21 protein-coding genes and 2 pseudogenes are annotated in these 25,448 nt (G+C 68.0%); 10 read left to right on the top strand and 13 right to left on the bottom strand.

From position 1 onward, the window contains the following. Positions 1-77 precede the first annotated feature (77 nt). Positions 78-1,715: an acyl-CoA synthetase gene (locus VIM12_RS02235; protein ID WP_331939977.1), complete on the bottom strand. Its 1,638-nt coding sequence runs from the start codon at positions 1,713-1,715 to the stop codon at positions 78-80. A 215-nt stretch (positions 1,716-1,930) separates the two neighbouring features. On the opposite strand from VIM12_RS02235, the gene VIM12_RS02240 reads away from it, so the two are divergent. Beyond that, on the top strand, positions 1,931-4,444 hold the full coding sequence (locus tag VIM12_RS02240; protein ID WP_331939978.1) for a sensor domain-containing protein: 2,514 nt from the start codon (positions 1,931-1,933) through the stop codon (positions 4,442-4,444). 12 nt (positions 4,445-4,456) lie between these two features. On the opposite strand, the gene VIM12_RS02245 is transcribed toward VIM12_RS02240, so the two are convergent. The 3 genes and pseudogenes from VIM12_RS02245 to VIM12_RS02255 form a co-directional block, all read right to left on the bottom strand. Beyond that, the gene (locus VIM12_RS02245; protein ID WP_331939979.1) at positions 4,457-5,749 is read right to left on the bottom strand and encodes a type II toxin-antitoxin system HipA family toxin; all 1,293 of its coding nucleotides are present in this window, start codon (positions 5,747-5,749) and stop codon (positions 4,457-4,459) included. After that, the gene (locus tag VIM12_RS02250; protein WP_331939980.1) at positions 5,746-6,006 is read right to left on the bottom strand and encodes a transcriptional regulator; all 261 of its coding nucleotides are present in this window, start codon (positions 6,004-6,006) and stop codon (positions 5,746-5,748) included. The genes VIM12_RS02245 and VIM12_RS02250 overlap by 4 nt, the downstream gene beginning before the upstream one ends. A gap of 136 nt (positions 6,007-6,142) precedes the next feature. Next, positions 6,143-6,879 (bottom strand): annotated as a pseudogene (locus tag VIM12_RS02255) (glutathione S-transferase). A gap of 260 nt (positions 6,880-7,139) precedes the next feature. Here VIM12_RS02255 and VIM12_RS02260 point away from each other — a divergent pair. The 4 genes from VIM12_RS02260 to VIM12_RS02275 are packed head-to-tail and all read left to right on the top strand — an operon-like array spanning position 7,140 to position 10,554. Further along, positions 7,140-7,910 carry an ABC transporter ATP-binding protein gene (locus VIM12_RS02260; RefSeq protein WP_331939981.1) on the top strand — a complete coding sequence of 257 codons (771 nt, stop codon included), beginning with the start codon at positions 7,140-7,142 and terminating at the stop codon, positions 7,908-7,910. Continuing rightward, the gene (locus VIM12_RS02265; RefSeq protein WP_331939982.1) at positions 7,907-8,896 is read left to right on the top strand and encodes an ABC transporter substrate-binding protein; all 990 of its coding nucleotides are present in this window, start codon (positions 7,907-7,909) and stop codon (positions 8,894-8,896) included. The genes VIM12_RS02260 and VIM12_RS02265 overlap by 4 nt, the downstream gene beginning before the upstream one ends. Before the next feature lie 60 nt (positions 8,897-8,956). Further along, the gene (locus VIM12_RS02270; RefSeq protein ID WP_331939983.1) at positions 8,957-9,730 is read left to right on the top strand and encodes an ABC transporter permease; all 774 of its coding nucleotides are present in this window, start codon (positions 8,957-8,959) and stop codon (positions 9,728-9,730) included. Next, a complete protein-coding gene (locus VIM12_RS02275) occupies positions 9,727-10,554 on the top strand; it encodes a transporter substrate-binding domain-containing protein (RefSeq protein WP_331939984.1) in 828 nt (275 codons plus the stop codon). Before VIM12_RS02270 ends, VIM12_RS02275 begins: the two co-directional genes overlap by 4 nt. Before the next feature lie 6 nt (positions 10,555-10,560). Here VIM12_RS02275 and VIM12_RS02280 read toward each other — a convergent pair whose 3' ends face one another. Beyond that, the gene (locus VIM12_RS02280) at positions 10,561-11,340 is read right to left on the bottom strand and encodes a 5'-3' exonuclease (RefSeq protein ID WP_331939985.1); all 780 of its coding nucleotides are present in this window, start codon (positions 11,338-11,340) and stop codon (positions 10,561-10,563) included. 82 nt (positions 11,341-11,422) lie between these two features. Further along, complete coding sequence (locus VIM12_RS02285; RefSeq protein WP_331939986.1) at positions 11,423-12,304, bottom strand: LysR family transcriptional regulator; 882 nt, start codon at positions 12,302-12,304, stop codon at positions 11,423-11,425. 118 nt (positions 12,305-12,422) lie between these two features. On the opposite strand from VIM12_RS02285, the gene VIM12_RS02290 reads away from it, so the two are divergent. Then, entirely contained in the window at positions 12,423-13,022 is a 600-nt protein-coding gene (locus VIM12_RS02290) for a short chain dehydrogenase (RefSeq protein WP_331939987.1), read from the top strand. 46 nt (positions 13,023-13,068) lie between these two features. On the opposite strand, the gene VIM12_RS02295 is transcribed toward VIM12_RS02290, so the two are convergent. Together VIM12_RS02295 and VIM12_RS02300 are read right to left on the bottom strand one after the other, a co-directional pair. After that, positions 13,069-15,315 carry a putative bifunctional diguanylate cyclase/phosphodiesterase gene (locus VIM12_RS02295; RefSeq protein WP_331939988.1) on the bottom strand — a complete coding sequence of 749 codons (2,247 nt, stop codon included), beginning with the start codon at positions 15,313-15,315 and terminating at the stop codon, positions 13,069-13,071. A gap of 173 nt (positions 15,316-15,488) precedes the next feature. Further along, positions 15,489-16,742 carry an NAD(P)/FAD-dependent oxidoreductase gene (locus tag VIM12_RS02300; RefSeq protein ID WP_331939989.1) on the bottom strand — a complete coding sequence of 418 codons (1,254 nt, stop codon included), beginning with the start codon at positions 16,740-16,742 and terminating at the stop codon, positions 15,489-15,491. A gap of 108 nt (positions 16,743-16,850) precedes the next feature. Between VIM12_RS02300 and VIM12_RS02305 the strand changes: the two genes are divergently transcribed. Beyond that, positions 16,851-17,219 (top strand): nucleotide pyrophosphohydrolase, encoded by a 369-nt coding sequence (locus VIM12_RS02305; protein WP_331939990.1) that lies wholly within the window; start codon positions 16,851-16,853, stop codon positions 17,217-17,219. Between the two features lie 13 nt (positions 17,220-17,232). Here the strand turns inward: VIM12_RS02305 and VIM12_RS02310 are convergent. The 4 genes and pseudogenes from VIM12_RS02310 to VIM12_RS02325 all read right to left on the bottom strand — a co-directional run. Continuing rightward, positions 17,233-18,051, bottom strand: a pseudogene (locus VIM12_RS02310) (NYN domain-containing protein); the annotation flags it as partial. Positions 18,052-18,167: 116 nt separating this feature from the next. Beyond that, the gene (locus tag VIM12_RS02315) at positions 18,168-20,378 is read right to left on the bottom strand and encodes a xanthine dehydrogenase family protein molybdopterin-binding subunit (RefSeq protein ID WP_331939991.1); all 2,211 of its coding nucleotides are present in this window, start codon (positions 20,376-20,378) and stop codon (positions 18,168-18,170) included. After that, positions 20,375-21,361: a xanthine dehydrogenase family protein subunit M gene (locus tag VIM12_RS02320; protein ID WP_331939992.1), complete on the bottom strand. Its 987-nt coding sequence runs from the start codon at positions 21,359-21,361 to the stop codon at positions 20,375-20,377. The genes VIM12_RS02315 and VIM12_RS02320 overlap by 4 nt, the downstream gene beginning before the upstream one ends. Positions 21,362-21,373: 12 nt before the next feature. Continuing rightward, positions 21,374-21,958: a (2Fe-2S)-binding protein gene (locus VIM12_RS02325; RefSeq protein ID WP_331939993.1), complete on the bottom strand. Its 585-nt coding sequence runs from the start codon at positions 21,956-21,958 to the stop codon at positions 21,374-21,376. A gap of 182 nt (positions 21,959-22,140) precedes the next feature. Here VIM12_RS02325 and VIM12_RS02330 point away from each other — a divergent pair, with 182 nt between their 5' ends. From VIM12_RS02330 to VIM12_RS02340, 3 genes are all read left to right on the top strand, one after another. Continuing rightward, the gene (locus VIM12_RS02330) at positions 22,141-23,193 is read left to right on the top strand and encodes an HDOD domain-containing protein (protein ID WP_331939994.1); all 1,053 of its coding nucleotides are present in this window, start codon (positions 22,141-22,143) and stop codon (positions 23,191-23,193) included. Between the two features lie 80 nt (positions 23,194-23,273). Continuing rightward, a complete protein-coding gene (gene ampC / locus VIM12_RS02335; RefSeq protein ID WP_331939995.1) occupies positions 23,274-24,425 on the top strand; it encodes a class C beta-lactamase in 1,152 nt (383 codons plus the stop codon). Between the two features lie 114 nt (positions 24,426-24,539). Beyond that, the gene (locus tag VIM12_RS02340) at positions 24,540-24,800 is read left to right on the top strand and encodes a hypothetical protein (RefSeq protein WP_331939996.1); all 261 of its coding nucleotides are present in this window, start codon (positions 24,540-24,542) and stop codon (positions 24,798-24,800) included. A gap of 42 nt (positions 24,801-24,842) precedes the next feature. Here the strand turns inward: VIM12_RS02340 and VIM12_RS02345 are convergent, their stop codons facing one another. Then, positions 24,843-25,268, bottom strand: a complete 426-nt coding sequence (locus VIM12_RS02345) for a YciI family protein (protein ID WP_331939997.1) — start codon at positions 25,266-25,268, stop codon at positions 24,843-24,845. Positions 25,269-25,448: the final 180 nt, after the last annotated feature.

Below are 25,448 nucleotides of genomic sequence, written 5' to 3' on the forward strand. Positions count from 1 at the left end.
GGCACCGGAGAAAAGCACGACTGCTCGCCACTTCTTCAGGAAGCAAGAAATCCCCCCACAGAGCCCCGCGCCACCCCCTACTTCAACGCCTCCACCGACCCCACCCGCGCGCGCAGCGCAAACTTCTGAATCTTCCCGGTAGACGTCTTCGGCACCTCCCCGAACACGACCGCCCGCGGCACCTTGAATCCTGCGAGATGCTGCCTGCAATGCGCGACGATCTCGTCCGCCGTCACCGTCGCACCCGGCTTGAGCTCGACGAAGGCGCATGGCGTCTCGCCCCACTTCGGGTCGGGCATGGCGACGACGGCAGCGGACATGATCGCCGGGTGACGGTACAGCACGTCCTCCACCTCGATGCTCGAGATGTTTTCGCCGCCGGAGATGATGATGTCCTTGCTGCGGTCCTTGATCTTCACATAGCCGTCGGGATGCATCACCGCAAGGTCGCCCGTATGGAACCAGCCGCCGGCGAAGGCTTCCGCAGTGGCCTTCCCGTTCTTCAGGTAGCCCTTCATCGTGATGTTCCCGCGGAACATGATCTCGCCGATGGTTTCGCCATCGGGCGGCACCGGCTGCATGGTGTCGGGATCGAGCACGGCGACGTCCTGCTGCAGGTGGTAGCGCACGCCCTGCCGCGCGTTCAGGCGGGCGCGCTCGCCGATGTCCAGCTGGTCCCACTCGGCATGCTTCACGCATACCGCCGCCGGTCCGTAGACCTCGGTCAGGCCGTAGACATGGGTGATGTCGAAACCCATCTTCTCCATCCCTTCGATCATCGCCGCCGGCGGCGCGGCACCGGCGACCATCGCCCTGACCTTGTGCGTGATGCCGGCCTTGAGCGCATCGGGCGCGGCCAGGAGCAGGCCGTGGACGATGGGCGCCCCGCAGTAATGGCTGACCTTGTGCTCGCGGATCAGGCCGAGGATCGCGGCGGCTTCCACCTTGCGCAGGCAGACGTTGACGCCGGCACGGGCGGCGATCGTCCACGGAAAGCACCAGCCGTTGCAGTGGAACATCGGCAGTGTCCACAGGTAGACCGGGTGCTTCTCCATGTCCCATTCGAGAATGTTCGAGATCGCATTCAGGTAGGCGCCGCGATGGTGATAGACCACGCCCTTCGGGTTGCCGGTGGTGCCGGAGGTGTAGTTCAGGCAAATTGCCTCCCATTCGTCGGCCGGCATCTGCCACGCGTAGTCCGGGTTGCCGCCGCTGAGGAACATGTCGTACTCCAGCACGCCGACCGGCTCGCCCGGCCCGGTGTACTCCGGGTCGTCGACGTCGATCACCAGCGGCTTGCGCGCGGACAGCGCCAGCGCCTTCTTCATGACCCCGGAGAACTCGCGGTCGACGATCACCACCCGGGCTTCGCCGTGGTCCAGCATGAAGGCAATCGATTCCGCGTCGAGCCGGGTGTTGAGCGCGTTCAGCACCGCGCCGGCCATCGGCACGCCGAAATGGGCCTCGACCATCGGCGGCGTATTCGGCAGCATCACGGCCACGGTGTCGCCGGTGCGCACGCCGTTGGCGGCAAGCGCGGAAGCAAGGCGGCGGCAGCGGGCGTAAGTCTGCGCCCAGGTGCGACGCAGCGCGCCATGCACGATGGCGGTGCGCTCCGGATAGACGGCGGCGGCGCGTTCGATGAAGCCGAGCGGGGATAGCGGCGCGTAGTTGGCGGCGTTGCGGTCGAGGCCGGTCTCGCAGATGTTGGACATGGCTGTCTCCTTGGTTCTTCTCGGTTCGGTCATCGCTCCCGGCCCTGGTCAACCGGCCGCGGCGATGTGAGGATAGCGCGGCGTCCGGGCCCGGGCCAGTGGGCTGGTAGAACTACGGTAGGGCCGGGAGGCACGGCTCTTGCCGATGGGCAAAGGAGCGGCGGCAATGCAATAATGGGAAAAACGGCATGCCTTGCAGGCAGGACAGGAAAAGGATGAACGGAGACAAGTTGCCCGCGCCGCCCCTCGATTCCGGCGCGCTCGCCCGTGTCGAGAACGCACTGCATGCGAGCGAGGAGAAGTACCGCCGCGTGCTCGACACCATGGACGACGCGTACTACGAGGTCGACCTGCACGGCAAGCTGGTGATGGGCAACCGTTCGTTCTACAGGATGCTCGGCTATCAGCCGGAGGAACTGGCCGGCCTGACCAACCGCGACCTGCAGACGCCGGAAATGAGCGCGCGCCTCTTCCAGACCTTCAACGGCGTGTTCCGCACCGGCGTGCGCGCAACCTGGGACGACTGGGAGGTGATCCACAAGAACGGCAACGTCCTCACGGTGGAAGGTTCGGTGCAGCTGATGCGGGATGCTGAGGGACGGGAAGCGGGCTTCTGCGGCATCCTGCGCGACGTCACCGCGCGCCGCCGCACCGAGCAGGCGCTGCGCAGCAGCGAGGAGCGCTACCGCAGCATCATCGAATCGATACGGGACGCGTACTACGAAGTCGACGTGGCCGGCAACATGGTGCTCTGCAACGACGCATTCTGCCGGATGCTCGGCTATACGCGCGACGAGGTCATCGGCCGCAACAACCGCGACTTCCAGAAACCGGAGCACGCGGCCGAGGTCTTCCGGATCTTCAACCGGGTGTACCAGAGCGGCGTTCCCACCGAGAGCTTCGACTGGAAGATGCTGCGCAAGGACGGCAGCACCGTGACCGGCGAAGGCTCGGTACAGCTTGTGCGCGGCCTGGGCGACGAGATCACCGGCTTCCGCGGCATCCTGCGGGACGTGACGACGCGGCGCCGCGTGGAGCATGCCCTGCGCGAGAGCGAGGCGCGCTTTCGCGCACTGACCAAGCTGTCATCCGACTGGTACTGGGAACAGGACGCGGATTTCCGCTATACGCGGATGGAAGGCCGGGATGAGCGTGCGGCGGCGGTGCAGGCGCTCTTCCTCGGCAGGCGCCCGTGGGAGACGGCACTGCAGCTGGAGTCCGGCGACTGGCAAGCCTATCGCGCGCTGCTGGCGGCGCGGCAGCCCTTCCGCGACGTGGTGCTGCATCGCCGCCTGTCCGACGGCGGTGCGTACTACGTCAGCGTCAGTGGCGAACCGGTCTTCGACGGCAGCGGCAATTTCACCGGTTATCGCGGCGTGTCGCGCGAGATCACCGGACAGAAGCTGGCGGAGGAACGGATCCAGCACCTGGCAACGCACGACGGCCTGACCGGGCTGCCGAACCGGATGATGTTCAGCCAGCTGCTCGCCAGGGCGACCGCGGCCGCGCAGCGGCGGGGACAGGTGTTCGCGGTGCTGTTCATCGACCTCGACCGCTTCAAGGCGATCAACGACACGCTCGGCCACGATGCCGGCGATGCGCTGCTGCGCCAGGTGTGCGCACGCTTCAAGGGAGCGCTGCGGGCGGGGGACGTGATCGCGCGGCTCGGCGGCGACGAGTTCGTGGTGCTGCTGCAGGACCTGCAGGATGGCGCGCAGGCGCAGGCGGTGGCCGACAAGCTGCTGGAGGCGGCGTCCAGGCCGGCGGTCCTGCTGGGACGCGAATGCCGGGTCACGGCAAGCATCGGCATCGCCATGTTCCCGGAACACGGCGGCGACGAGCAGCAGCTGATGAAGCACGCCGACATCGCGATGTACCACGCCAAGGAAGAGGGCAAGAACGCCGCCCGCTTCTTCTCGCAGGAGATCGTGTCGCAGTCGCTGGAGCGGCTGACGATGGAGAATGGGCTGCGCTGCGCGCTGGAGCGCGGCGAGCTGCGCCTGCACTACCAGGCGCGCTGCCGGCTGGCGGACGGCCGCGTGACCGGCGTCGAGGCCTTGCTGCGGTGGACCAGCCCCGAACTGGGCGAGGTGCCGCCGACGCAGTTCATCCCGATGGCGGAGGAAACCGGGCTGGTGATCGGCATCGGCAAGTGGGTGTTGCACACCGCCTGCGCCCAGAATGTCGCCTGGCAGCGGATGGGGCTGCCGCCGGTGAGCATGGCGGTGAACCTGTCGGTGCGCCAGTTCGGCGATGACCGGCTGGTGGATGACATCGCCGCCATCCTCAGGGAAACCGGAATGGCGCCCGAACTGCTCGAGCTGGAAATCACCGAGGGCATGGTGGTCCAGCATCCCGAACAGGCGCTGGCCGTGCTGAATGCGATCCGCGCGCTGGGCGTGCGGCTGGCGATCGACGACTTCGGCGCCGGCTACTCGTCGCTGGGCCAGCTCAAGCACTTTCCGGTCGACACCCTGAAGGTGGACCAGTCCTTCATCCGCGACATCGGCCGCAGCGCCCAGGACAAGGCGATCGCCGAGGCCATCGTCGCCATCGGGCGCACGCTCAACCTGACGGTGGTGGCGGAAGGCGTGGAAACGGCGGAGCAGGAAAGCTTCCTGCGCGCGCGCGGCTGCGACGAAATGCAAGGGTTCCACTTCAGCATGCCGTTGCCGGCCGACGAGTTCGCCGCACTGCTGCGCGCGGCCGCCGCAATGGACGACGCCTGAGCCGCGCCCGGGCTACGGTTCGAGCAGGCGGGCGCGCATCCGCGTGACGATGGCGCGGATCTTGTGCTGCAGGCGCTCCCCCATCACCTGCTCGCTCGGGCCGAGGTCCCGCATCACCCACTCGGCGGCCTGCGGAATCGCCGCCTCGACCTGCGCTGCCACCTGTTGCGCGATGGCGGTGACAAACCTGGGGCTCATCCGCAGCTCGGCGGCCAGCGCCTTTAGGTGTGCCGGCCCGAGCTGGCCGGGCTCGTTCTCGCCGCCGATCCGGAAGGCGAAATGGGAAGCCAGGCCGGAATACACGCGCGTGCTCATCATGTCGTAGAACGGCGCCAGGCGCAGGCCGTCCGGCGTCGCCAGCAGCGACAGGTTCTTGGCATGCGAGTCGTTGTTGCCGACGTAAAGGTTGAAGAACACCCACCGCAGCAACTGCCGCTGGTCCACCGCGGGCTGCACCGATTCCCTGCGGACGATGTCGAAACAGGTCTTCAGCGAGGGACCGCCGTCGAGTTCGTACTTCACGTCGGAGGGCTTGCCGTCGATCTGGCAGAAGTCGGCCTGCCAGAGACGGGCAAGCGACCCGTCTGCCCGGGGCTTGCGATCGTAGCGCTCGACCAGGCATGCCTTCGTCTGCGGCTGGTACGCGACGCGGGCGGCAGGCAGTTCGCACAGCTGCGCCGCGTGCATCACGATGGTCTCGTTGACCGCAGTGGCGAAGAGCTTCAGGTCGCTGCGCACGATGTCGGGCTTCAGGATGTGGGTCGATGGCGAGTTGCCCATCGGCCGCAGCGGCATGCCGTCGGCATCGAGCGACAGCAGCAGCTTGAGCTGGGCGCCGGAGATCGACAGCCTGGGCCGGGGCAGGCCCGCCGCCGCCGCCTCGATCGCCTGGCGTTCCTTGACGAAGTCGCCGTTGGTGTACAGCAGGGCGTTGACCTGCTCCCAGGTCAGCGGCTGGTAGGCGGGCGGTTCCGGCACCTGCCCCTCCGGCACCAGGACCACCGCGCCGGCGGTGTCGCCGCCGGCCAGCGCCAGCAGCCCGAACACCGAGGTGACGTGGTGGCGCATGCCGATGATCCGGCGCTGGTCGCCTTCGGGCAGCAGGTTCTCGAAGAAGGCATGGACGACCGGCGACTGCTGGATGCCGGGCGCAAGCGGGATCGATGGATGCAGCGCGACCGCGCCCTTCCTGTCGAGCCAGGCGGGGGTGTAAGTGAAGGACAGCGGGTCGGTGCGATGCAGGGTACCGATGCAGTCGCCGTCGATGTAGACCGACAGCCGGGCGATCGCGGCCTCGTCGCTCATGCCGCGCCCTTCCTGCGGATCACGACTTCCAGTCCGAGCAGGGCAAGCACGTCGAGCGCCTTCTGCATCTGGATGGTTTCCTTGCCCTTCTCCAGGTCGACGATGAACCGGTTGCCGCAACCGGCCAGGCCGGCGACATCGAACTGCGTCATTCCCTGCTGCTTGCGCACGCCCTGGACCAGCCGGCCGAGGGCCTCCGTGCTTGGAACAGCGGCTGGAAGAGACGCTTCCTTCCCGGTCGGTAAGTTCTTTGCCATTCGCGCTCCTTTGGATCAAAATATGACCGATCGGGAAATTTTACGCGAAAACCGAAAATGCACAAGAAAAAATGCCCGTACGGTAAAAATACGGCTCAGCCAGCCTCGACGCGCTCAAAACTTACCGCTCGGGCACTCAGTCCGCATCATCGTCAAGTTCCGGGTAGTACCGGAACAAGTCGTCGTTGTTGAACGGCAGGCGACGGCTGGAGCGGAGGTAGGCGCTGATGCGCTTGCGCGCGGCCACCCTGTCATGCAGGGCTGAAAGCAGCGGGTAGTCCAGCGCCATCCGGGCCATGGCGCGCGGAAAGGCAAAGCGCAGCCAGGCGATGAGCTGGAACAGCGACAGGTCGGCATAGCTTGCGGCATCGCCGGCGAGCCAGGTGCCGCCGGCAGGATTGCGGGCCAGCACGTCCTCGAAGTAGCCGAGGAATTTCGGTATCCGCGACGCCCTGAAATCCGCCGCGCGCCGCTTCGCCTCGGCCTTCTGGTCCTCGTAGTACAGGCCGATCCCGACCGGATGGTGGGTGTCGTGGCCTTCCGCGGCGAAGTCGGCGAGGGTCAGCTGCAACTGGTGCACCCACAGGCGGCCCGCCTCGTCACCGGGCACGAGGCCGAGGCGCGGCCCGAGGAAGAGCAGGATGTTCGCCGTCTGCCCGACCAGCACCTCGCCCGCCCGGAGGAAGGGCGGCGCGAACGGCGGGCATGCCACCTCCGCGCCCTCCATCAGCGCCTGCATCCGCGCCATGCCGCCGTCCTCGCGCGCCACGTCGACATAGTCGGCGCCGGCGTCTTCCAGCGCCAGCCGCACGAATTCGCCCCGACCCTGGGGATGCCGGGCCAGTAGTAAAGTGCATATTGCTCGTGTCGCATCGCTCCTCCGGCCAGCACTAACGCCGGCAGCATGGGTCAAACCAGCAGCGCCGTCCCCGGTGGACAGGCAAGCCGCGCCACGCCTTATTCGCCAGGCGCATAAGCATAGTCCCCGAAAATACTTGTCCGGTTCACTTCCGCTCATTACAGTGCGGTATGGCAAAATGCCAAGCGGCCGGATCGTCCTGCGATCGCGCGCCGCACTCCACGAAATCCGGCGCCAGGCGCGCCAACTGGTCCGCATGCTGCGGCGAAAGTCAATGAAGCTGCAATTCAAGAACGTTGCCAAGAATTTCTCCGGCCTTCACGTGATCGAGGACTTCAGTCGCGATATCGACGAAGGCCAGCTGGTCGCCCTGGTCGGTCCTTCCGGCTGCGGCAAGTCCACGCTGCTGCATATCGCCGCCGGGCTGGAAAAGCCGAGCGCCGGCCAGATGCTTGCCGGCGGCAAGCCGGTCGAGGGCCCGCATCCGGAACGCATGCTGATGTTCCAGGAGAACGCGCTGTATCCATGGCTGACGCTGGCGCAGAACGTGGCGATGGCGCTCGAACTGCAGAAGGTCGACCGCAACGAAGCCCGCCGGCAGGCGTTCGCGTGGCTGGAGAAGGTCAAGCTCAAGGGATTCGAGGACTACTATCCGCACCAGGTCTCCGGCGGCATGCGGCAGCGCGCGGCGCTGGCGCGCGCCTTCATCTCCAGCCCCAAGGCGCTGCTGCTGGACGAGCCGTTCGGCGCGCTCGACGCGCTGACCCGGATGACCCTGCAGGATGCCCTGCGCGAACTGATCCGCGAGGCGCGGCCGACGGTGCTGCTCGTCACCCACGACGTCGACGAGGCGCTGTTCCTGGCGGATCGCATCCTCGTGTTCAGCCAGCGGCCGGCCACGGTGCTGCAGGAATTCAACCTCGCGCACTATGAAAAGACACACGACCTGTCGGACTTCGCGGATGTGCGCCGGCAGATTCTGGGATTGCTCGGCATTCACGCCGAGCACGACAATCACGTACTGGTGGAAGGAGCAGGAATATGAAGAAGATCGCTATCGCGGCGCTGGCCGCACTGGTTCTCGGCGGGCAGGCGTATGCCCAGGAAAAATTCAAGGTCGGCTACCTGCGGGTGATGGACGATGCGCAGGCCATTGTCGCCCACGAAGCCGGCCTCTACAAGAAGTACGGCCTCGACGTCGAGCTGGTCGAATTCAAGTCGGGCACCGACCTGATCAAGGCGATCGTCGGCGGCCAGCTCGACTCCGGCGTGCTCGGCTTCACCAATGCGGTGGCCTGGGCCTCCAAGGGCGCCGACCTGAAGGTGGTGAGCGGCGCGCAGCTCGGCTATCACGCGATCGTTGCCCGCAATGACGCCGGCATCAGCAAGGTCGCCGACCTCAAGGGCAAGACCCTGGCCTCGCAGGCCGAGGGCAGCACCGCCGACACCGTGCTCAAGGGCGTGGTGCTGAAGCAGGCCGGCCTGAAGACCGACGACGTCAACGTGATGGGCGTCAGCCCGCAGGTGGCGGTGCAGTCGCTGGTCGGCAAGCGCGTCGACGCCGCCTTCCTGTTCGAGCCGCAGGCCAGCATTGCGCAGCTGATCGCACCGGTAAAGCAGATCTACGAGGTCGGTGAAGTCTGGCCTTTCCCCTGCATGGTCACCATCACCTCCGGCGAGACCCTGAAGAAGCGCAAGGACGCCGTCTGGAAGTCGCTCGACGCACAGCGCGACGCGATCGACATGCTGCAGAAGAAACCGGCCGACGCCTCGAAGCTGATCGCCGGCTACTTCATCTCCGAGCCGACGCTGAAGACCCTGACCAAGGGCGACGTACCGCGCGAGGCGGTGATCACCGATGCGATCAAGAGCCAGACCTTCAACGCCGCGCTGACGCAGAAGGAAGTGGCGCGCATGCAGGAAATCGCCAACATCCTGCAGGACCAGGGCGCGCTGAAGACGCGGGACGGCAAGCCGTTCAACGTCGACAGCATCCTCGATCTCACCTGGCAGAAAGAGCGCAAGCTGTAAGCGGCGACCGACACAAGAACAACACGGCCGGCGCATTGCCGGCCTTCGCATTTGTAAAACATGAGCTCCAGAACCCGCCTTTCCGGCAACAGCAAGAAATTCGCCTTCGCACTGGCGGTCGTTTTCATCCTCCTGATGTGGCAGGTCGCGGCATGGCTGCTGCCTGACTTCCTGATGCCGGACGTGCCCACCGTCATCGTCCGCCTGTTCGACGAAGTGCAGTCGGAGAATTTCCGCGCCGCGCTGTGGGGCAGCCTCGGCCGCCTCGGCGCCGGCTACGGCTCGGCCATGCTGCTCGGCGTCGGCTTCGGCCTGGTCGGCGCGATCCTGTTCTTCTTCCGCGAGGTGCTGAAGTCGGCCATCATCATCCTGCAGTCGATTCCGTCGATCGCCTGGGTGCCGCTGCTGCTGATCGTGATGGGTTTTGGCAGCCTGCCGATCATCGTGGTGGTGGCCATCGCGGCATTCTTCCCGGCAGCGCTGTCGGTAATGAACGCGACCGAAAGCGTGCAGCAGGTGCACGTCTCGGCGGCGCGCGTGATGGGCGCTTCGCGCTGGGAGATGATCAAGCGCGTCTACCTGCCGGCGGTCATGCCGGAGCTCATCACCGGCGCCCAGCTCGCCTTCGGCAACGCGTGGCGCGCGCTGATCTCGGCCGAGATGCTGGTCGGTTTCGGCAAGGGCCTGGGACGCTCGCTGTCCTACGCGGGCGAAACCGCCGACATGGTGGGCGTGATGACCAACATCCTCGCCATCGCGATCCTGGCGCCGCTGATCGACCAGCTGCTCCTTGAAAACCTGAAGCACCGCGTACTGCGCTACCAGTATGTGTGAGTAAGCCGATGACCTTCCGCCCGCACTTCCTGTCGATCGCCCTGCCGGCCGCGCTGCTCGCGGCGCTGGCCGCCCCGTCGCCCGGCACGGCGGCGGACGGCCTGGAGCGCGCGGCGCAGCGCGGCAAGCTGGTCGCCGCCGTCGCCTACCCGCTCCCGGAGTACCGCGGCGGCATGAAATTCCGTACGCCGGAATCGCTGGACAGCGTGCTGCTGGCGGACCTGTCAAAACGCCTCGGCGCGCCGCTGGCCACGGTGCGCAGCAGTGCTTCGCAGGTCGCGCCACAGCTTGCGGCCGGCAAGGCCGATCTCGCCGTGCTGGCCGTCGGCGCCGCACCGGCTCCCGGCATGACCCTGGTGCCGACCGGCTATCTCGCCGCGCCGATGGCGATCATGCGCACCGACACCGACATCAAGCGCTGGGAGCACCTGAAGGGCCGCAAGGTCTGCCTGTCGGAGGGCGGCCTGTATGCGGGCACGCTGGCGGCGAAGTATGGCGCGATCGAGATCGTGCAGCGTGCGCCGGCCGACTCGCTGCTGGCGGTGCGCACCGGCGCCTGCGACGCAGCGGTGCACGACAGCGCGATGCTGGAGGAACTGATCCGGCTGCCCGAGTGGAAGAAATTCTCGGCGCGCCTGCCGGCGGGCCCGGCAGTGCAGCTGGCGTTCCTGCTGCCGGCCGCGGACACCGCCGGCGCCGCGCTGCTGCGCAAGGCCGCGGCACAGTGGAAGTCGTCCGGCTTCCTGGAACAATCGATGAAAACCGCCGTGCGCCACATCGCGTTCGAGGTCTACCTCGACCAGGACGTGCCGGACTGTCACTGAGCCCGTTCACGGGCGGGCAGCAAAGGCCAGCATCTTCCAGCTCACCCCCAGCGTCGCGTCGGTCTTGAGCGCCACCAGCCGGCGGGACAGTTCCAGCATGTCACGTTCCTTGCGCAGCCTTTCGCCCAGCGGATTCATCAGGATCCCCGCGCCCTGCAGCACGCCGTCGAGGCTGCCGTAGCTCTGCAGCAGGCGTGCGCCGGTCTTCATCCCCACCTTGGAAACACCGGGCACGCCATCGGCCTTGTCGCCGACCAGCGCCAGCAGGTCCGGCAGCAGCTCGGGCGCGATACCGTATTTTTCCTCGACCCAGGCGCGGTCATGCCACTCCCCCTTGAAGTGGTCCCAGATCAGTGCGCCATGCGCGACCAGCACATGCAGGTCCTTGTCGCCGGGCGCCACCACCGCCTCGCCGCGGCCTTCATCCAGCCATCGCATCACGGCGGTGGCAATGACGTCGTCCCCCGAGACCCCGGGAACGCCGAGCACCGCCAGCCCCAGCGCCTGCAGCTGCGCATGGAGGTCCAGGAGGCGTGCAACCAGGTCGGCAGGCGGCGGCGCGTGGCCGGCGCGATAGGCGGGATGGATATCGTGGCGCCAGGTGTGGCCGCCGGCATCGAACGCGGCGAAGGCATGGGTCGGCTGCTGCACCGACAGCAGCTTGCGGAACGAGGACAGCGCGTGGCGCACCGCGTCGTCGGCGCGCTGCTCCGGGTCGGCCTCGGTGTTGGCTTCGTACACGCGGCGCACGATGCGCAGTCCATCGATGGCGAGAAGTTTGGCCATGGGCGATATCGGTCCTGGCGGCAGGCGCCGCAACGCAGGCATTCTAACCGCGGCGCGCGGCCTGCCCGCGTTTTCACCAGGGTCAGGCGCCGAACCGGGCCAGCATGAAACTGGCAAAGGTGGTGAGCTTGGGCGTGGCCTGGCGATCGCGCGGATAGACCAGGTGCATCGGGCGCGGCGCCGGCAGGTAGGCCTCCAGCAGCGGCACCAGCCGGCCGGCGGCGACGTCTTCGGCGAGCAGGATCTCGGTCTGCATGACGATGCCGTGCCCGCGCAGTGCGGCCATGCGCAACGCCTGGCCGTTGTTGGAGCGGAAGCGGCTCTCGGGTGGCGCGGTCGGCTCCAGCGGTTCGTTCAGGCGCCAGCGCACCCGCTTGTTCCAGTGCACGAAATCGAGGCACTGGTGCGCCTTCAGGTCCCCGGGGGTGCGCGGCGTGCCGGCCCGCGCAAGATAGTCGGGCGAGGCGCAGATCATCATCCGGTACGGCAGGAGCGGCCGGGCCACCAGCCCCGAGTCGCGCAGTTCGCCGATGCGCACCGCCGCGTCGTAGCCTTCCTCGACCAGGTCGACCACGCGGTCGTCAAGGTTGAGGTCCACGCTGACTTCGGGATGGGCAGCGAGGTAGTCGGCAATGACGCCCGCCATGCGGTGCCCGCCGAAGGAGACGGGAGCGCTTACTTTCAGGGTGCCCCGCGGCACCGTACGCATCGCTTCCGCGCCGGACTCCGCCGCCCGGATGTCGGCCAGGATCTGCCGGCATCGTTCGAGGTACTGGCGCCCGATCTCGGTCAGGTGCTGGCGCCGCGTGGTGCGCGCCAGCAGGCGCGCGCCCAGTCGCTCTTCCAGTGCGCGGATGTGCTTGCCGACCATGACCGGCGACAGGTCGAATGCCGCCGCCGCCGCCGTGAAGCTGCCCGAATCCGCCACCGCGACAAAGATTTCCATGCTGCGCAGCTTGTCCATATTGCTAATCTGCGGTTTGTAATCTTGTTCATCCTAGCGCATTTATTCTTTTTCTGACCAGTTTCATACTGCGCCCTGACCTGCCGATCCCGGCGGGTGACCAGACAAGGAGAAGAACATGAAGGTGATCGTGATTGGTGCCGCAGGCACCGTGGGCAGCGCAGTGGCCGAGGCGCTGGGAGAGCGGCACGAGGTGATCCGCGCCGGCAGGAGCGGCGGCGACTACCGGGTCGACATGGCCGACATCGCGAGCGTGCAACGGCTGTTCGACCAGGCCGGCCGGGTGGACGCGGTGGTGGCGGCGGCAGGCGAAGTGCACTTCGGGCCGTTCGCCGACATGACGCCGGCGCAGTTCGACATCGGCCTGCGGCAGAAACTGATGGGGCAGGTCAACGTGGCCCTGGTGGCGCGGGACCGGCTGGCCGACGGCGGTTCGATCACCCTCACCAGCGGCATCCTGACGCAGGAACCGATACGCTACGGTGTCAGTGCCACCACCGTGAACGCCGCGGTCGAAGGCTTTGCCCGCGCCGCGGCCATCGAGCTGCCGCGGGCGCTGCGGATCAACGTCGTCAATGCCTCGGTGCTGACGGAATCGCTGCCGGTCTATGCGGACTATTTCCGTGGTTTCGAGCCGGTCCCGGCGCGGCGCGTGGCGCAGGCGTACGTGAAAAGCGTAGACGGCCTGCAGACCGGACGGGTGTACGAAGTGCGCTAGGATGGACCCGTTCCGCAGCGCGGGCCGCCCGCCGGGTTGCGGGGTGCTAGGCGATGCCCACGGCGCGCGCGCCCATCAGCTGCGCGGCCTCGCCCGCCGGCACCGGCCGTCCCAGCAGGAAGCCCTGCGACACGTCGCAGCCGGCGGCGCGCAGGAAATCGGCCTGCTGCGCCGTCTCGACGCCCTCGGCGACCACCTTCAACCCCATCTTGTGGGCGATGGCGATGATGGCCTCGGTGATCGCCACGTCGTCGGCGTCGTGCGGCACGCCCTTGACGAAGCTGCGATCGATCTTGAGGCTGTCGAGCGGGTACTGCTTGAGGCTGGCGAGCGAGGAATAGCCGGTGCCGAAGTCGTCGATCGACAGCATGACGCCCATCGCGCGGATGCGGTCGAGCAGCTCGATCGCCTCGCCAGGGTTATGCATGATCGCGCTTTCGGTCAGTTCCAGCTCCAGCATCGCCGGCGGCAGGCCGCTGCCGTCGAGCGCTGCGCGGATGGTGTCGAGCAGGTCGTCGGCGGCAAACTGGCGCGCCGACAGGTTGACGGCGACATGGCCGAAGCAGAGGCCGGCGTCGAGCCATGCCTTGCCCTGGCGGCAGGCTTCGTGCAGCACCCAGGCGCCGATCGGCACGATCAGGCCGTTATGCTCGGCCAGCGCGATGAAGGTGCCGGGGAAGACCGTGCCCAGGTCGGGGTGGCGCCAGCGGATCAGCGCCTCCACGCCGGCCAGCGCGCCGGTGGCATTGGCGAACTGCGGCTGGTAATGCAGCTCGAACTCGCTGCGCTCCAGGGCGCGTCGCAGGCTGTTCTCGAGCAGCATCTGCTCGAAAGCCTGGGTATTCATGCCCGCGGTGAAGAACTGGAAGGTGTTGCGACCGCGCTCCTTGGCGCGGTACATCGCCACGTCCGCGTTCTTGAGGAGCGTGGCCGCATCGTCGCCGTCGGTCGGATAGCAGGCGACCCCGATGCTGGCGGTGATGAACATCTCCTGGCCGTCGATGGAGAACGGCTGCGACAGCGTGCGGATGATGCGGTCGGCCAGCTTGGCGGCGCTGCCGCCCCCCGGCGTATCCTGCGCGAGGATCGTGAATTCGTCGCCGCCCAGCCGGGCGATGATCTCGTTGCCGCTCAGCTGCTGCCGCATGCGCTGCGTGGCCGCCACCAGCAGCTGGTCGCCGGCGCGGTGGCCGAGGGTATCGTTGACCGTCTTGAAGCGGTCGAGGTCGACGAAGAGCAGCGCCAGTGGCTTGCCCTCGTGCTGGGCATGCGCGATCTCGCGGGCGAAACGCGCCATCATGCCGCTGCGGTTGAGGGTGCCGGTCAGGCTGTCGTGGCTGGCGAGGAAGCGCAGCCGGTTCTCGTCTTCCTTGCGGCGCGTGTTGTCGGTGAAGACCCCGACGTAGTTGGTGATGCGCTGCTCGGCGTCGCGCACGGTGGAAATCGACATCCATGCCGGATACCAGTCCCCGTTCTTGCGCCGGTCCCGCACCTCGCCCTGCCAGCTGCCGTCCCGCTTCAGCTGCACCAGCATGTCCTTGTTGGCCTCGGCGCCGCGTCCGGTGAGCATGCGCGACAGCTGGCCGGTCGCCTCCTCGGCCGAATAGCCGGTGATGCGGGTGAACGCCGGATTGACTGCTTCGATCCGGTGCTCGGCGTCGGTGATGATGATGCCTTCGCTGGCCGACTCGAAGACCCGGTTGGCGAGGCGGGACTGGTGCTCGAAGGCGACCTGGCGGCTGACGTCGAGGGCCACGCCCATGATCGCCGGCCGGCCTTCGAAGTCGCAGGCGCTGCCGTGCACGTCGGCCCAGACGGCGCGGCCGTCGCGGCGCAGGGCGCGATAGGTATAGCGGATGCTGCTGACCTCGCCCTCGAGCCGCAGCCGGTGGTTCTCGGCCAGGACCGGCAGGTCGTCGGGATGCGTGAGCGAAGCGATCGGCGTGCCAATCAGCTGCTCGGGATCGTCGTAGCCGAGCAGGTCGGCGGTCTTGCGGTTGGCATAGGCCAGCTTGCCGTCCTGGACGACATACAGGCCGACCAGCGACTGTTCGACGAAATTGCGGAACTTGCGCTCCGACTCCCGTAGCGCGGAGTCGCTTTGCAGGCCGGGCGCCGACACCGCGCGCCACAGCAGTACGCCGACCGCCGGCGCCAGCAGCAGGGCCAGCCACGGCGGCAGGGCCACCACCGCCAGGGCGATGCCGGCGGCAGCCAGGGCGCCGATGGTGGCGCCGGTCCAGTGCCGGGAACTGCTGAGCTTCCTGCGCAAGTGGGTGGACCACTGCATCATCGCCACGTCTCCAATGCTGGCCAGGGGTCGCGGCCGACAGATCCGGCCGCGCCCCTGATCATCTTTTCAATGGGCGTCGATATTAGCAGCGGGAGTGCAAATGCGAAACCTTTCTCTCCGCTTGCGCGACCGCGCACAACAGCCATGCCCGGCCGCTGCGACCGGGGCGACCGTCAGCCGAAGCGTTCGGGCGCGTACGGCGCGAAGCGGTCCGGCGCGATGCCGCCGGCGACCGCCCCGGCAATCCACTTGCCGGTATTGGCCGACCCGGTCACGCCGAGATGGCCGTGGCCGAACGCGCACCACAGTCCCGGCTGGCCGGCGACCGGGCCGAGCACCGGCAGCGAGTCCGGCAGGCAGGGCCGGTGTCCCATCCAGTGTGCGGGCTGCGGGTCCAGCCGCAGGCCGGGCAGGCCTTCGCGCGCCGCCTCGCCGAGCAGTGCCGCGCGGCGCGGCGTCGGTGGCATCGCGAGGCCGCCGAACTCGACGGTGCCGGAGATGCGCATGCCGGTCTCCATCGGCGCCACGAACACCTTGCGGTCTGCCAGCACCACCGGCCGCGATAGCGACAGGCCCGGCTGCGCAACGTGCAGGTGATAGCCGCGCTGGCTCTCCAGCGGCACGCGCAGGCCGAACGGACGCAGCAGGGGCGCCGACCAGGCGCCGGCGGCAATCACGACGTGGGTGGCGGCATGGCTGCCTCCGGCGCAACGCAGCCGCCAGTTGCCGTCGCGCTCGATACCGAGCACGCGGTCGCGGGTGAAGACGACGCCCGCCGCGCGCAGCGCATCGGCGAGCGCCGTCGCATAGCGGAAGGGTTCGGTCACCGCGCCCTGTTCCGGCATGAACACGCCGACCTGGTAGGCCTCGCTGACCGCCGGCTCCAGCGTGCGGATCGCGGCGGCGTCGATGACTTCCGCCCTGACGCCGCGATCCCGCCGCAGCCGCCAGCTGCCCGCGTCCTTGGCGAGTGCGCCGTGGTCGCGGTACAGGTGCAACTGCCCTGTCTGCACCACCCGCTGCGGACAGCCGATCTCCGCGGCCAGCGCGCGATGGTTTTCCATTGCACCCTCGAACAACGCCGCCAGCGCATCGGCTATCCGCTCGACCCGCGCCGGATCGGCGGCGGCGACGAAACGCAGCAGCCAGGGCGCCGCGCGCAACCAGTAGCCGGCCGGGACGTGCAACGGGCTGTCGGGGTCGAGCATCATGCCGGCGGCATTCTTCAGCACGCCGGGCATCGCCAGCGGCGCCAGCGAACCGGTCGAGATCGCGCCGGCGTTGCCATACGAGCATTGCGATCCCGGCGCCTCGGGGTCGATCAGCCGCACCTGATGGCCGGCCTTGCGCAACTCCCAGGCCACGCACAATCCAACGATGCCGGCGCCGACCACCGCAACCTGGCTGTCCTTTGTTGCTGCTTGCATTGCTTGCTCCGTGTGAAACCGAGGCGACATCGTAACGCGCCGGCGCCGATGGCGCTCTCCGTAAAAGCACGGCACACTGCGGGAATCGTCATTCACCAGGACACGGCCGTGCCCGATATCGCCACCCTCATCAGCAAGCTGGAACAGTTCCGCGACGAACGCGACTGGCGCCAGTTCCACACCCTCAAGGACCTCGCCATCTCGGTCAGTCTCGAAGCGGCCGAACTGCTGGAGCTGACCCAATGGAAGGACGAGGCCGAACTGGCCCGCCTGAAGCAGGATCCGGCCTTCCGCCAGCGCCTGCGCGAAGAGTGCGCCGACGTGTTCCTCTACCTGCTGCTGGTCGCCGGCGAAGGCGGCTTCGACCTGCTGCAGGCGGCGGAGGACAAGATCGCGATGAACGCGCAGAAGTACCCGGTCGACCAGGCGCGGGGATCGGCGCGCAAGTACACGGCGCTCGACGGCGATCCGGCCTGACCTATTCTTCCGACGCGGGCAGGCGCAGGTTGTACTGGCCGGTCTTCTCGTCCCGGCTCATGACCAGCAGCTGGCGCTGCTGCGCGTCCTCGATCAGCTCCTTGAACGAGCGGTAGCCGTAGGCCGATTCGTTGAAGCCGGGACGGCGCCGCTTCATCGTCTGCTTGACCATCGACGCCCAGATCTTCTCGTCGCTGCCGCGTTCGGTGATCAGCGCCTCCACCGTCTCGACCGCGAAGTCGAGCACGTCCTGCCGCTTGTCGTCCTCGTTCTTCGGCGGCGACGCCTTGGCGGTGCCGGTGGCCGCCTTCTTCGGCTGCGCCTTCTTCTCCGCCGGCTTGCGCTTGGGCTTCTGTTCGCGCACCAGGTCGTCGTAGAAGATGAACTCGTCACAGTTCGCGGCCAGCAGGTCCGAGGTGGAATCGCGGACGCCGATGCCGATCACGTACTTGTTGTTCTCGCGCAGCTTGGAGACCAGCGGGGAAAAATCCGAGTCGCCCGAGATGATGACGAAGGTGTCGACATGGGCCTTGGTGTAGCAGAGGTCGAGCGCGTCCACCACCATGCGGATGTCGGCGGAGTTCTTGCCGGATTGCCGGACGTGCGGGATTTCGATCAGCTCGAAGGACGCCTCGTGCATACCCCCCTTGAAGTCCTTGTAGCGCTCCCAGTCGCAGTAGGCCTTCTTGACCACGATGCTGCCCTTGAGCAGCAGGCGCTCGAGGATGCGGCGGATGTCGAAATGGGCGTACTTGGCGTCGCGTACGCCGAGCGCGATGTTCTCGAAGTCGCAGAACAACGCCATGCTGGTGATTTCAAATTGTGCGGCCATCGGTGAGGTCGGGTGAGCGACAGTGGACAGGAATGACGCCGATTGTGCCGGGGAATCGGCGCTGCGTCGAGCATTGGCTTCCCGCTGGTGCGGTCCTGCCGCTGCCGGCGCGCCTGCTACAGCAGCTTGTCGAGCGTGATCGGCAGTTCGCGCACGCGACGGCCGGTGGCGTGATAGACCGCGTTCGCGATCGCGGCGCCGACCCCGGTGATGCCGATCTCGCCTATGCCCTTCGCGCCGAGCGGGTTCACATGGGGATCCTCCTCGTCGACGATGGAGACATCGATGATGCCGATGTCGGCATTGACCGGGACATGGTATTCGGCGAGGTTGCCGTTCACCGCGCGCCCGTTGCGCTTGTCGATCACCGTGTGCTCGAACAGGGCCAGGCTGATGCCCCAGACAATGCCGCCCATCAGCTGGCTGTAGCCGGTCTTGCGGTTCATCAACCGGCCGACGCCGTAGACGCCGGTCACGCGCGGCACGCGGATCTCGCCGAGTGCCTCGTCCACGTGCACCTCGGCGAACACGGCACCGAAGGAGTGCATCGCATACTTGGTCTTCTCGCTGCCGGGCGCGGCGTCGGCCGTCGCTTCCACCGGTGCGCCGCCGTGCCGCTGCACGATGGCCGCCATGGTCTCGCCCCGTGCGGGATCGGCGCGCAGGAACAGACGCCCGTCCTCCACGGCGATCTCGTCGGCGGTGGCGCCATGCAGCGGCGAACGCGGGTCGGCAATCGCCATTCCAGCGAGCTTGAGCCGGGCTGCCGAGGCGGCCGCATGGACCGCCGGCGCGACGCTGGCGACGGTGGTCGAGCCGCCGGAGATCGGCGCAGCCGGATAACCACTGTAGCCGAGCTCGAAGCGCACCAGTGCGGGCGGCAGGCCGAGCGCATCGGCCGCAACCTGCGTCATGACGGTGTAGGTGCCGGTGCCGAGGTCCTGCGACGCGGTCTGCACCTGGGCGCTGCCGTCGGCGAGTATGCGGGCCACCGCCGAGGCGGCGGAGCGGTTGGTCGGATAGGTCGCCGTCGCCATGCCGAGACCGACCAGGACGCCGCCTTCCCGCATCGTGCGCGGCTGCGGCGCGCGCCGATGCCAGCCGAAGCGCTCGGCGCCGGTCGCGTAGCACGCGCGCAGCGACTTGCTCGACCAGGGAAGCTGCTTGCCGGGATCCTGCTCCGCATAATTGCGCAGGCGCAGTTCGAGCGGGTCGATGCCGAGCTTGTACGACAGCTCGTCCATCGCCGCTTCCAGCGCAAAGCTACCGCTCGCCTCGCCCGGCGCCCGCATGAAGGTCGGCGTGCCGAGATGCATGCGCGCCAGCCGGTGCGAGGTCTGCTGGCTGGGGCTGGTGTACAGCATCCGCGTGACGAGCGCGCAGGGCTCGATCCAGTCCTCGATCATCGAGGTATAGGCCGTCACGTCATGGCTGGAGGCGGTCAGCCGGCCGTCGTGCATCGCTGCCAGGCGCAGCCGCTGCTCCGTCACCGGGCGCGCGCCGACCGGCCCGAACATCTGGTTGCGATCGAGCACCAGCTTGACCGGTCGCCCTGCCTCGCGCGCCGCCATGGCGGCCAGCACCACATGCGACCACACCGAGCCCTTGCAGCCGAAGCCGCCGCCAACATACGGGCAATGCACCTCGATCCGTTCCGGCGGCATGCCGAGCGTGCCGGCGACGATGTTGCGCACGCCGAGAATGTACTGGGTCGAGTCGTAGATCGTGAGCCGGTCACCGTCCCATGATGCGATGGTGGCATGCGGCTCCATCGGATTGTGATGCTCGGTCGGCGTCACGTAGGTTTCGTCCAGCGTCACGCTGCCCGACAGCAGGCCGGCCTGGAAGTCGCCGCGCACGGTGTCGGCCGGTTCGCCGAGCACCTTGTCCGGGGGATGGGTGTTCTCCTTCGCCAGGTCGAAGTCCAGCACCGCCGGCCCGGGTTCGTAGGCGATCCGCATCCGCGCCGCCGCCTCGCGCGCCTGTTCCAGCGTCTCCGCCACGACCAGCGCCACCGGCTCGTTGTTGTAGTGGACGGCATCGTATTGCAGCAGGCTCAGCACCCGGCCGACCGGCGGCTGCAGCTTGCCGGAACGCGTCTGATCCGGCAGGCGCGGCGCATTCTCGTGCGTCATGACCAGCAGCACGCCGGGTACCGCGCGCGCGTCGGTGGCATCGATGCCGCCGATACGGCCACTGGGAATGGTGCTGGTGACCAGCACCGCGTGCGCCATGCGCGGTAACGGATGCTCCGCCGCGTAGCGTGCCGCGCCGGTGACCTTGCTGATGCCGTCGGTGCGGTTGACCGGTTGTCCGATGACGCTCATGCCTTTCCTCCGGCGAGCTGCAGCGCGCGCACCACCGCCCGCTGCGCCAGCGCGACCTTGAAGCCGTTGTGGCGATACGGCCGGGCGCCCGCGACGGCCAGTGCCGCCGCCTGCTGCAATACCTGCGCGGACAGCGGCTGGCCGCGCAGCAGCGCTTCCGCATCGTCCGCGCGCCACGGCTTGTGCGCGACGCCGCCCAGGGCGATGCGCACGTCGCGTACCGTGCCGTCCTGCAGGTCGAGCGCCGCCGCCACCGAGACCAGGGCGAAGGCGAAGCTGGCCCGGTCGCGCAGCTTGAGGTAATGCGCGCGCGTCCCGAACGGCGATGGCGGCAGGTCGACCGAGAGGATGAGCTCGCCCTCCGCCAGCGTGGTATCGATGTGCGGCGTGTCGCCGGGCAACCGGTGGAAATCGCTGATGCCGATGCTGCGCTCGCCCTGCGGCCCCTGTACCCGTATCGTGGCATCGAGCGCGCACAGCGCGACCGCCATGTCCGACGGATGGACCGCGATGCACGCATCGCTTGCGCCGAGGATTGCATGGATCCGGTTGTAGCCGTCCATCGCCGCGCATCCCGACCCCGGCGTGCGCTTGTTGCAATGCGTGAACGTGGGATCGGTGAAGTAGTAGCAGCGGGTGCGCTGCAGCAGGTTGCCGCCGACGGTCGCCATGTTGCGCAACTGGGTCGAGGCGCCCGACAGCAGGGCCGCGGTCAGCAGCGGGTAGCGCTGGCGCACCAGCGGATGGCCGGCGGCGGCGGTATTGGTGGCGAGCGCGCCGATGCGCAGGCCGCCGTCCGGCAGTTCGACGATGTCCGCAAGCGGCAGGTGATTGACGTCGACCAGGAGCACCGGGCGCTCGATGCCGCTCTTGTACAGGTCGAGCAGGTTGGTGCCGCCGCCGATGAACCGGGTCCCCGGAGCCGCGGCAAGGCGGATCGCATGGTCGATGTCGCGCGCGCGTTCATAGGAAAAGGGATGCATCGCGTCGTCCCTTCAGCGGCCGGCGTCGATCACGCTGCGGATCGCGGCCACGATGTTGGGGTAGGCGCCGCAGCGGCACAGGTTGCCGCTCATGCGCTCGCGGATCTCGTCGTCGGACACGTTGTCCCAGGTCACCTGCGATTCGGGCGCCAGCATGCCCGGTTCGCCGGACCGCACCTCTTCCAGCAAGGCGACGGCGGAGCAGATCTGGCCCGGCGTGCAGTAGCCGCACTGGAAGGCATCGCAGTCGAGAAAGGCCTGCTGCACCGGATGCAGGCTGGAAGTATCGCCCAGCCCTTCGATGGTCGTGATTTCCTTCCCCTCCTGCATGATGGCAAGTGTCAGGCAGGCGTTGACGCGCTGGCCTTCCACCAGCACCGTGCAGGCGCCGCACTGGCCGCGGTCGCATCCTTTCTTGGTGCCGGTCAGGCCGATGGTTTCCCGCAGCGCGTCGAGCAGCGTGACGCGCGGCTCCAGCATCAGGCGGTGCAACGTGCCATTGATGCGCAGCGCCACCTGCTGCGCTGCAACGGCAGGCCGGGGCAGCGGCGGCGAGGGAACCCCGGCCACGCCTTCCGCAAGTAGGCTGTCGTTCATGAGGCCCTCGCCTTTGGATAGGGACAATCCTGCAATGAGGCGGAATCGGCCGGAAAAGTTCCGGTGCGACGGGCCGTTGCAAGAATAGGGTTGAGCGGATGGCGTTGATTCCGGAGAATGGCGTTGCAAGCCGTCGCGCATGGCCTGCGGCGACGCGTCGAGACCTGTTTCCCCTGATCCCCATGCTAAAACGATTCCTGCACCGCCTGCTCCGACAAACGGCAGCGCCGCCGCAAGCGGAGGAACCGGCGCTCGGTGCGCTCACGGTGCTGGCCGTCGAGCCGCAGCAGCCGGAAATGGATCTGGTCAACGTCGACCACCTGTTCTTCCCCTGGCTGCTGGGCACGCGCGACGCGGTCCCGGCGGCCCTCAACGAGACCGAGAACCGCGTCCTGCGCGCGCTCAAGCGCGAAGCCGACAGCAACGATCCGGCCACCGCCGATCTCGTTCCGCGGTTGCCCTCGGTGATCCCGGTGCTGCTGCGCAGCCTGCGCGACCGCAACGTCTCGAATGCGCAGCTGGCGGGGCAGGTGGCGCAGGACCCGGTGCTGGTCGCCGCCGTGCTGCGGCAGGTAAACACCTCCTGGTACCGGCGCGCGACAACGGTGCGCACCATCGAGGAAGCTGTCGCCGTCATCGGCCAGAACGGCCTGCGCATGCTGGTGGCGAGCGTGGCGTTCAAGCCGCTGTTCAGTGCAAGCCTCGGGCCCGCCACGACGCTGGGCGCACCGAGGATGTGGGAGCTCGCCGAGCCGTTCGGCTTCGCCTGCCGCTACCTCGGCGGGCGCGCCGGCGCAGACGAGTTCGAGGTCTTTCTCGCCGGCCTGCTGCGCAACGTCGGCGTCATCGTCGCGCTGCGCATCGTCGACCAGGCCGCCGGGGCCGGCGTCGAAGCACGGGTGCTGCGCTCGCTGGCCTTCCACGCCGCCTTCATCCACTATGCGCGCCGCCTCGCCCAGGTGATCGGCACGGAATGGGCGTTTCCGCCCGCCGCGGTGGCGGCCGCCGGTGCGGAACCGGGGGCGTGGGAGAGCGCCGCGGAAGGGCTGGGCGTCGACGCGCGTGCGGCGGTCACCCTGCAGGTGCTGGGCAACGCGGACAGGCTGGCAAAGCTGAAGCTGATGCTGCAGCAGGGCGCGTTGCGCGAGGATCTGGCGGAGGCCTGCCTGGAAGGCGCTGACGTGCTGGCCTGCTGGCATGCCCTGACCCGGCTGGAGCGGCCGCAGGAAAACTGAGGTAGGCTTCGCCGGGCAAGTCCGGCATGCCATCGCATCTTGCCGTTGCGCCTTGCCAACCCGTTTCCGCACCTGTCGCCATGCGCCTGCCCAGACTGCTTCCGCTTCTTGCCTGCACCTTCATTGCCTCCGCCCCGGCCGCCACAACCGACGACGCGCAGATCCGCGACAGGGTGGACAAGACCGTGCGCCCGCTGATGCAGCGCCTGCACATCCCGGGCATGGCGGTTGCGTTGAGCGTCGGCGGCCGGCGCCACTTCTTCAACTACGGCGTCGCCTCGCGCGAGACCGGCCAACCGGTGACGTCCGCGACGCTGTTCGAGATCGGGTCCGTCACCAAGACCTTCACCGCCACGCTCGCGGCATACGCGCGGCAACAGGGCCGGCTGTCCCTCTCCGACAGCCCGGCCGCGCATCTCCCCGCGCTGCGCGGCAGCCCGCTGGCCAAGGCCACGCTGCTGGACCTGGCGACCCATACCGCGGGCGGGCTCCCGCTGCAATTCCCGGACACGGTCGACGATCGTGCTGCATTGCCCGGCTATTACGCGTCATGGAAGCCGGCCTATCCGCCGGCAACCTACCGGACCTACTCGAATCCGGGCATCGGCCTGCTCGGCATGATCGCCGCCGATGCAATGCAGTTGCCGTTCGAAGCGGCAATCGAAAGCAGCGTGCTGGCGCCGCTGGGCATGCAAAACACCTTCTTCCACGTTCCCGGCAGCCGCATGGCGGACTACGCGCAGGGCCACACCGCGCAGGATGCGCAGATCCGCCTGCGGCCGGGCGTGCTGGCTTCGGAAGCCTACGGGATCAGGTCGAGCCCGGCGGACATGCTGCGCTTCATCGAGGCGAACCTGGCGGCGGGCGCGGGCAAAGGGATGCTGGCACAGGCAATGGCGGAAACCCACGTCGGCTATTTCCGGGTGGGGGAGATGGTCCAGACCCTGATCTGGGAACGCTATCCTTTGCCGCTTTCCCTGGAAAAGCTATTGGCCGGCAATTCCCCTGCCATGGCCTACCAGCCGCATCCGGTGGAGAAACTGGATCCGCCGCTGCCCGCGCGGCCGGACATCGTCGTCAACAAGACGGGATCGACCAATGGATTCGGCGCGTACGTCGCCTTCGTTCCGGCCTGGAACGCGGGCATCGTGATCCTCGCCAACAAGAACTATCCGGTGGAGGACCGCGTCCGGGCCGCCCACGCGATCCTGTCGGCACTCCGCAGTCAATGAAGCGCCGGGGCAGGACTGCCCCGGTGCGATAAAACCTTTTCGCGCCCTGCTGTCTTAGCTGGTGGATGTCCCGCCCATTCCGGCGCGGTGCACCCACTTGGCTGAGGAGCGACCATGCAAGACAATCCAGGGACGAATGCCGGCGGCGAGGCGAAGCGGCCGATAGGCCGGACACCGCGCACTGGCAGCGACAGCGGCGATGCGCAGGTGCCGGGAGGCGCCGGCAACGGCACCGGCAACAGGGGCGTGGCCGGCATCGGCACCGCAGGCGGAACGACGCCGGAAGCGGCGCCGGCGTCGGGCCAAGGCAACGAAGCCCGCGCGCCGGAAGGCGACCCGAACAAGCCCGGCACCGCCGGGGACTACAGCCGCTGACGCAACCGGCCGCAGGCGTTCAATCCTGCGGCCACCGTTTGCTCAGGACTGGTCGGCGAGCTGCTGGCGCAGCCGGTCTTCCTGCTCGCGCAGCTCGGGCGTCATGGCGTCGCCGAAGTCCTCGGCGTCGAACACCTGCCGGATCTCGATCTCGGACTCGCCGAGCATCGGATTGGGGCAGCGCTTGACCCAGTCGATGGCCTCCTGCAGCGAGGCGCATTTCCAGATCCAGAATCCGGCGATCAGTTCCTTGGTCTCCGCGAACGGGCCGTCGGTCACCGTGCGGTTCTTGCCCGAGAAGCGCACCCGCGCCCCCTTCGCGCTCGGATGCAGGCCTTCGCCGGCAAGCAGCACGCCCGCCTTCGCGAGCTCTTCGTTGAACCGCCCCATCTCGGCCAGCATTCCCTCGCTGGGCATCTCGCCCGCTTCGCTGTGTTGGTCGGCCTTGATCAGGATTACGAATCGCATCTGGGTCTCCTCGAGGTGGCTATCTGAATAAATCGGACTTCACTGCCGCGACGAACGCGCGCGCACGGAATCGACATGCAGACCGGAATTTTTTCAGAAATTATCTCCCGCAGGGAGCCGCAGGGTACCGGCAGCCGCGGCCCGCCGTCATCGCGCAGCCCGCCGCGTTCATCCAAGAGG

The sequence above is a fragment of the Noviherbaspirillum sp. genome, assembly GCF_036563305.1.
Taxonomy (GTDB): Bacteria; Pseudomonadota; Gammaproteobacteria; order Burkholderiales; family Burkholderiaceae_D; genus Noviherbaspirillum.

Coding starts and splice junctions, on each gene's coding strand:
- VIM12_RS02235 (WP_331939977.1), bottom strand. CDS start 1,715: ATGTCCAACATCTGCGAGACCGGCCTCGACCGCAACGCCGCCAACTAC.
- VIM12_RS02240 (WP_331939978.1), top strand. CDS start 1,931: ATGAACGGAGACAAGTTGCCCGCGCCGCCCCTCGATTCCGGCGCGCTC.
- VIM12_RS02245 (WP_331939979.1), bottom strand. CDS start 5,749: ATGAGCGACGAGGCCGCGATCGCCCGGCTGTCGGTCTACATCGACGGC.
- VIM12_RS02250 (WP_331939980.1), bottom strand. CDS start 6,006: ATGGCAAAGAACTTACCGACCGGGAAGGAAGCGTCTCTTCCAGCCGCT.
- VIM12_RS02260 (WP_331939981.1), top strand. CDS start 7,140: ATGAAGCTGCAATTCAAGAACGTTGCCAAGAATTTCTCCGGCCTTCAC.
- VIM12_RS02265 (WP_331939982.1), top strand. CDS start 7,907: ATGAAGAAGATCGCTATCGCGGCGCTGGCCGCACTGGTTCTCGGCGGG.
- VIM12_RS02270 (WP_331939983.1), top strand. CDS start 8,957: ATGAGCTCCAGAACCCGCCTTTCCGGCAACAGCAAGAAATTCGCCTTC.
- VIM12_RS02280 (WP_331939985.1), bottom strand. CDS start 11,340: ATGGCCAAACTTCTCGCCATCGATGGACTGCGCATCGTGCGCCGCGTG.
- VIM12_RS02285 (WP_331939986.1), bottom strand. CDS start 12,304: ATGGACAAGCTGCGCAGCATGGAAATCTTTGTCGCGGTGGCGGATTCG.
- VIM12_RS02290 (WP_331939987.1), top strand. CDS start 12,423: ATGAAGGTGATCGTGATTGGTGCCGCAGGCACCGTGGGCAGCGCAGTG.
- VIM12_RS02295 (WP_331939988.1), bottom strand. CDS start 15,315: ATGATGCAGTGGTCCACCCACTTGCGCAGGAAGCTCAGCAGTTCCCGG.
- VIM12_RS02300 (WP_331939989.1), bottom strand. CDS start 16,742: ATGCAAGCAGCAACAAAGGACAGCCAGGTTGCGGTGGTCGGCGCCGGC.
- VIM12_RS02315 (WP_331939991.1), bottom strand. CDS start 20,378: ATGAGCGTCATCGGACAACCGGTCAACCGCACCGACGGCATCAGCAAG.
- VIM12_RS02320 (WP_331939992.1), bottom strand. CDS start 21,361: ATGCATCCCTTTTCCTATGAACGCGCGCGCGACATCGACCATGCGATC.
- VIM12_RS02325 (WP_331939993.1), bottom strand. CDS start 21,958: ATGAACGACAGCCTACTTGCGGAAGGCGTGGCCGGGGTTCCCTCGCCG.
- VIM12_RS02330 (WP_331939994.1), top strand. CDS start 22,141: ATGCTAAAACGATTCCTGCACCGCCTGCTCCGACAAACGGCAGCGCCG.
- ampC (WP_331939995.1), top strand. CDS start 23,274: ATGCGCCTGCCCAGACTGCTTCCGCTTCTTGCCTGCACCTTCATTGCC.
- VIM12_RS02340 (WP_331939996.1), top strand. CDS start 24,540: ATGCAAGACAATCCAGGGACGAATGCCGGCGGCGAGGCGAAGCGGCCG.
- VIM12_RS02345 (WP_331939997.1), bottom strand. CDS start 25,268: ATGCGATTCGTAATCCTGATCAAGGCCGACCAACACAGCGAAGCGGGC.